The organism is Promicromonospora kroppenstedtii DSM 19349 (assembly GCF_000515355.1).
GTDB lineage: Bacteria > Actinomycetota > Actinomycetes > Actinomycetales > Cellulomonadaceae > Promicromonospora > Promicromonospora kroppenstedtii.
Genome location: NZ_KI911690.1, coordinates 37,833 through 44,090 on the forward strand (window position 1 = coordinate 37,833; position 6,258 = coordinate 44,090).

Below are 6,258 nucleotides of genomic sequence, written 5' to 3' on the forward strand. Positions count from 1 at the left end.
CGCGCGGACGCCGCGGACGTCGAGGCCTACGCCGACTGGATCCTGCGGATCGCCGAGGAGGTCGCCGAGGCCGCCGGCACCAAGGAGGGCGGCTTCTTCAGCAAGCGCGTGCTGGTCTCCGCGGGCGAGCGCGACTTCATCGACCGGCTGACGGCCGCCGTCGGGCGCTGACTCCTCCGTCCCTTTGAGGCCTAAGTTTCTTCGCTTTGAGCCGGCTCAAAGCGAAGAAACTTAGGCCTCAAAGGGGATCAGCCGCAGAGGGGATCAGCGGCACAGGGAGCCGGCCTCGAAGAGAATCAGGCTCACAGCGGGTCGGGCTCACGGCGAGCCGGCGCGCTGCCGGGCGTACTCCAGCTCCGGCCGGCCGCGCGTGCCGTACCGGGGTGCGCGGGTCGCGACGCCGCGGTCGGCCAGGAACTCCAGGTACCGGCGGGCCGTGATCCGCGCCAGGTGCAGCTCGTCGGCCACCTCGCTCGCCGACAGCGGCCCGGCCGCTCGGGCCAGCAGGTCGGACACCGTGTCGAGCGTCTCCTGCGACAGGCCCTTGGGCAGCCCCGCGGCGTTGGAGGTACGCAGCGCGGCGAAAGCGGTGTCCACCTCGCGCTGGCTCATCGTCGAGACGGGCGAGCGCATCTGGTCGAAGTACTTGCGGTACGCGCCGAGCTTCTCGGCGAACAGCCCGAAGGCGAACGGCTTGATCAGGTACTGCACGACGCCGACGGCGACCGCCTCGCGCACCACCTCCAGCTCGCGGGCCGCGGTCACGGCGATCACGTCCACCACCAGGCCCGCCGCGCGCAGCTGCCGGCACAGCACGAGGCCGTGCCGGTCGGGCAGGTTCATGTCCAGCAGGAGCAGGTGCACCTCGTCGCCGGCCGTCTGGGCGTCGCGCAGCGCGCGCACGGTCTCGCTCGCGGTGTGCACCACCCCGGCCAGCTCGAACCCGTCCACCCGGCGCACGTACTCGCCGTGCGCCTCGGCCGTGTGCGGGTCGTCCTCCACGACCAGCACCCGGATCACGCGGGCACCTCGGCGGGCGGCGCCGCCTGCCCGACGGCGTCGGGCCGGGGCAGCGTGACCGTGAAGACGGCCCCGGTGCCCGCGCCGCGGGAGACCTCGATGTCGCCGCCGAAGCTCTCCACCACCTGCCGCACGAGCGCCAGGCCGTAGCCGCGCCCGCCCGCCACGGCGTCCTTGGTGCTCCAGCCCTGGTCGAAGATGCGGTCCAGGTCGGCGTCCGCGATGCCGGCGCCGCTGTCGGAGACCTGGAACACCAGCGAGCCGTCGTCGCCGTTGGCGAGGTAGATCTCCACCCACGCCTCCGGGGCCTGCCCGCCGCCGTCCGGGCCGGTGTCCTGCCGGGCGAGGTCCAGCGCGTGCGCGGCCGCGGCGTCGATCCCGTTGTCGATCAGGTTGCCCAGGATCGTCACCACGTCCACCGGCTCCAGCCAGTGCGTGCCCGGCGTCAGGTGCGTCTCGAAGTGCATCTCGACGGCGCGCTCGCGGGCCTGGGCGGCCTTGCCCAGCACGAGCGCGGCGATCACCGGCTCCTCGATCGCCTGGACCACGCGGTCGGTGAGCCGTTGGCCCAGGTCACGCTCGCCGGCCACGAACCGCAGCGCCTCGTCGCTGCGGCCCAGCTCGATGAGGGTGGCGATGGTGTGCAGACGGTTGCTGAAGTCGTGGGTCTGGGCACGCAGCGCCTCGGAGATGGTGCGCACCGAGGACAGCTCGCCCGTCACCCGCTGCAGCTCGGTCCGGTCGCGCAACGAGACCACCTCGCCCACGTTCCGCCCGGCCGCCGCCGCGGTGTCGCGGCCCACGAGCAGCACGCGGTCGCCCACGCGGACCGGCCCCTCCGGCGCGGCGCCGCCCAGCAGGTCGCGGACGGCGGGGGACAGGCGCGGGTCGGCCACCGCGAACGGGGCCGTGAGGTCCGGGACGTCCAGCAGGCGCAGCGCCTCGTCGTTGGCCAGCACCACCGTGCCGTCCTCGACCAGGAGCATGCCCTCCTCGACGGAGTGCAGCACCGCCTCGTGCGCGGTGAACAGGTGGGCCAGCTCGTCAGGGCCCTTGCTCTCCGTGATCCGGTCCAGCCGCCGGGCCAGCAGCGTCGCGGCGACGGCGCCCGTGCCGAACGCCAGGAGGGTGCCGACGCCCACGATCACCAGGCGCGGCACGATGCTGTCCCACAGCCGGTCGAGCGTGACCCCGGCCGAGACCATGCCGACCACCTCGCCGTCGTCGGTCACCACGGGCACCACGGCGCGCACCGACGGGCCGAGCGTGCCGTCGTAGACCTCCGTGAACGTCTCGCCCCGCAGCGCCGGCGCGGTGGTGCCCACGAACTCGCGGCCGATCTGCCACGTGTTGCGGTGCGTGTACCGGGTGCGGTCGGTGTCCATCACGGTCAGGTAGTCGATCTCCGTGGTCGCCATGACGCGCTCGGCGTACGGCTGCAGCAGGGCGGAGACCTCGGCGACCGTGCCCTCCCGGTCCGTGTCGGCGGCGGCGTGCGCCTTCGCGACCGTGTCGATCACCAGCGACTCCGCCGCGACCGTGGCCGCCAGGTCGGTGCTCTCCTTCGCGGCGTGCGACTCCGCGGACGACCGGGCGTCGAGCGCCAGCAGCCCGAACACGATGACCGCACCGGCGAACAGGAGTGCCGTGTGCACGGCGAGGAACCACCTCGCGATACTCGCACCCCGCCGCTGCGCCACGGCACCCATTGTGACCCGCCCGCGCCGCGCCCGGGACCACGTCGAGAACACTATGTACGCAATGGTGGGGTTCGCCGTCGCCACCAGCACTCTTGTCGCTGACCACACAGCGTTGTGAGAGGAACACACCCATGGCGGAAACACAGTCCGCCGGTGCCGGGACCACCCCGCGCCGCCGGCTCGACAAGAGTCACTACCTGTACATCGCGGTGATCGTCGCCGTCGTCGCCGGCGTCATCGTGGGCCTGGCCTCCCCGGAGACCGGAGTGGCGCTGAAGCCGCTCGGCACCGGTTTCGTGGCCCTGATCAAGATGATGATCTCGCCGGTCATCTTCTGCACCATCGTGCTGGGCATCGGCTCGATCGCGAAGGCCGCCACCGTGGGCCGGGTCGGCGGGCTGGCGCTGCTCTACTTCCTCGTGATGTCCACGTTCGCGCTGTTCATCGGCCTGGTCGTCGGCAACGTGCTGCACCCGGGCGAGGGCCTGAACATCGCGGGGGCCAGCTACGAGGCGGAGGGCGAGGCCGAGGGCCTGGTCGACTTCGTGCTCGGCATCATTCCCACCACGCTCGTCTCGCCGCTCACCGGCGAGTCCGTGCTGCAGACCCTGTTCGTGGCGCTGCTCGTCGGGTTCGCCATCCAGCAGCTCGGCGCGCGCGGCAAGCCCGCGCTCGACGCCATCCGGATGATCCAGGCGATCGTGTTCCGCGTCCTGACGATGATCCTCTGGGTCGCCCCCGTGGGTGCGTTCGGCGCCATCGCGGGCGTCGTCGGCGAGACCGGCTGGGGCGCCGTCGTCGCGCTGGGCACGCTGATGATCGGGTTCTACCTCACCTGCATCGTGTTCATCGCGGTGGTGCTGGGCGCCGTGCTGTGGTTCGTGGCCCGCGTGAACATCTTCTCGCTCATGAAGTACCTGGCGCGCGAGTACCTGCTCATCGTCAGCACGTCGTCCTCCGAGGCGGCCCTGCCGCGCCTCATCGCCAAGATGGAGCACCTGGGCGTGTCCAAGCCGGTGGTGGGCATCACGGTGCCGACCGGCTACTCGTTCAACCTGGACGGCACCGCGATCTACCTGACCATGGCGTCGCTGTTCATCGCCTCCGCGATGGGCACGCCACTGTCGGTGCCGGAGCAGATCGGCATGCTCGCGTTCATGATCATCGCGTCCAAGGGCGCCGCCGGCGTCACGGGTGCCGGCCTGGCCACCCTCGCGGGCGGACTGCAGACCTACCGCCCCGACCTGGTCGACGGCGTGGGCATCGTGGTCGGCATCGACCGGTTCATGTCCGAGGCCCGCGCGCTGACCAACTTCACGGGCAACGCCGTGGCCACGGTGATCATCGGCACCTGGACCAAGGAGATCGACCGGGCCCGCGTCGACGAGGTGCTCTCGGGCCACCTCCCGTTCGACGAGACCGCCGCGGACGACCTCCACGGCCCGGGGGACGCCGCCGCCGACGCCGGCGACGACGCCGAGCGCGCCGACGGCCGCCAGGTGAAGGTGGCGGAACCCGTCTGACCGATTCCCACTGACTGACGACGGCCGGGCTGCTCTGGGGGCGCCCGGCCGTCGTCCTTTTTCGTGTGTCGGGCGACAGCTCGTGGGAATATATGGACGCGGCGTGCACTTGTGTGTTTATATGAACGCACAGTCCACATCGACCAGGGAGCATCCCGTGAGCAGCACCAGCACCAGCACCAGCACCCCGCGCGTCGCGCTCGTCACCGGCGGGTCCGGCGGCATCGGTCGCGCCGTCGTCGCACGCCTCGCGGCCGACGGCTACGCCGTCGCCGTCCACTACGCGGGCAACCAGGCCCGGGCCGACGAGGTCGTGGTCGAGGTCCAGGCCTCGGGCGGCCGTGCGATCACCGTCGGCGGGGACGTCGCGGACGAGGCCGCGATGGCGGCTGCGTTCGACGCGACGGAGGCGGCGTTCGGCGGAGTCGACGTCGTCGTCAACACGGCCGGGATCATGATCCTGGGCCCGGTCGCGACCTTCGACCTCGACGACCTCGACCGCATGCACCGCACCAACATCCGCGGCACGTTCGTCGTCGCCCAGCTCGCCGCGAACCGCCTGCGCGCCGGCGGCGCGCTGATCAACTTCTCGACGTCGGTGGCCCGGACCCAGTTCCCGAACTATGCCCCGTACGTGGCCAGCAAGGCCGCCGTCGAGGGAATGACCCTGATCCTGGCCCGCGAGCTGCGCGGCAAGGACATCACCGTCAACGTGGTGGCTCCCGGCCCCACGGCCACCCCGCTCTTCCTGAACGGCAAGGACGAGCAGAGCATCTCGAACCTGGCGAACGCCGTGCCGCTCGAGCGGCTCGGCCAGCCCGAGGACATCGCCGAGTCCGTCGCCTTCCTGGCCGGTCCCGCGCGCTGGGTCAACGGCCAGGTCATCTACACCAACGGGGGCCTGGCATGAGCGCCGTCGTCGTCATCACCGGGGCGTCGAGCGGGTTCGGGGCGCTGACGGCGCGCGCCCTGGCCGCCGCGGGCCACACCGTGTACGCGGGCATGCGGCAGACCGAGGGGCGCAACGCGCCACAGGTCGACGCCGCCGCGGCCTGGGCGAGCGAGCACGACGCCGACCTGCGCGCGATCGAGCTCGACGTGAGCTCGCAGGACTCGGTCGACCGGGCCGTCACGCAGATCGAGGCCGAGCACGGCCGGATCGACGTGCTGGTCCACAACGCCGGGCACATGGTGGTCGGGCCGGCCGAGGCGTTCACGCCGGATCAGCTCGCGCAGCTCTACGACGTCAACGTGCTGTCCACCCAGCGTGTGAACCGGGCGGTCCTGCCCGGCATGCGTCGGCGCGGCGCGGGGCTCGTGATCTGGGTGTCCAGCTCCAGCGTCAAGGGCGGCACCCCGCCGTACCTCGCGCCCTACTTCGCGGCCAAGGCGGGCATGGACTCCCTCGCGGTCTCCTACGCCGCGGAGCTGGCCCGCTGGGGCGTCGAGACGTCGATCGTGGTGCCGGGCTCGTTCACGAGCGGCACCAACCACTTCGCGCACGCCGGGCACCCGGCCGACGCCGCGGTGGAGGCCGACTACGAGACCCGGTACGCCGGACTGATGGGCCAGGTCGCGGAGAAGCTCGCAGCCCTGGCCCCCGACGCCGACGTGTCGCTCGTCGCGGACGAGATCGCCCGCATCGTGGCCCTGCCCGCCGGGCAGCGGCCCTACCGGGTGCACATCGACCCGGCGAACGACGGCTCCGAGGCGGTCTCGGACCTCGCGGACGAGACCCGCCGCGAGTTCCTGACCCGGGTGGGCCTCCCGGACCTCCTGCCGGGCGCGGCGGCAGCGGACGCGAGCGCTGCGCCCCCGGATGGCCGGCAGGATGTCAGGTGATCGGCAACCCGGGCGACCGATCACCTGACCTCCTACCGACCGAGCGGATCGGCTCCCGCCCGCATCTACACTGGCGCGCAGCCCTGGCAGGGGAACTGGAGGAGGGCACATGACCGAGCAGGCGACGGCGTCCGGCGCCGAGCAGGCACCCGCCCGCGGCCGGGGCCGCGGGC

General features: G+C 72.3%; 5 protein-coding genes. 3 read left to right on the forward strand and 2 right to left on the reverse strand.

Going from position 1 to position 6,258, the window contains the following annotated elements; all coding sequences use genetic code 11:
- Window positions 1-318 precede the first annotated feature (318 nt).
- Entirely contained in the window at window positions 319-1,020 is a 702-nt protein-coding gene (locus tag PROKR_RS16510; RefSeq protein ID WP_036964777.1) for a response regulator, read from the reverse strand.
- Entirely contained in the window at window positions 1,017-2,675 is a 1,659-nt protein-coding gene (locus PROKR_RS16515; RefSeq protein ID WP_169736447.1) for a sensor histidine kinase, read from the reverse strand. Before PROKR_RS16515 ends, PROKR_RS16510 begins: the two co-directional genes overlap by 4 nt.
- A gap of 176 nt (window positions 2,676-2,851) precedes the next feature.
- On the opposite strand from PROKR_RS16515, the gene PROKR_RS16520 reads away from it, so the two are divergent.
- The 3 genes from PROKR_RS16520 (at window position 2,852) to PROKR_RS16530 (ending at window position 6,085) form a co-directional block, all read left to right on the forward strand.
- Window positions 2,852-4,243: a cation:dicarboxylate symporter family transporter gene (locus tag PROKR_RS16520; RefSeq protein ID WP_036964779.1), complete on the forward strand. Its 1,392-nt coding sequence runs from the start codon at window positions 2,852-2,854 to the stop codon at window positions 4,241-4,243.
- 157 nt (window positions 4,244-4,400) lie between these two features.
- A complete protein-coding gene (locus tag PROKR_RS16525; RefSeq protein WP_036964780.1) occupies window positions 4,401-5,153 on the forward strand; it encodes an SDR family oxidoreductase in 753 nt (250 codons plus the stop codon).
- Window positions 5,150-6,085 carry an SDR family oxidoreductase gene (locus PROKR_RS16530; protein ID WP_036964781.1) on the forward strand — a complete coding sequence of 312 codons (936 nt, stop codon included), beginning with the start codon at window positions 5,150-5,152 and terminating at the stop codon, window positions 6,083-6,085. Before PROKR_RS16525 ends, PROKR_RS16530 begins: the two co-directional genes overlap by 4 nt.
- The last annotated feature ends 173 nt before the right edge of the window (window positions 6,086-6,258 follow it).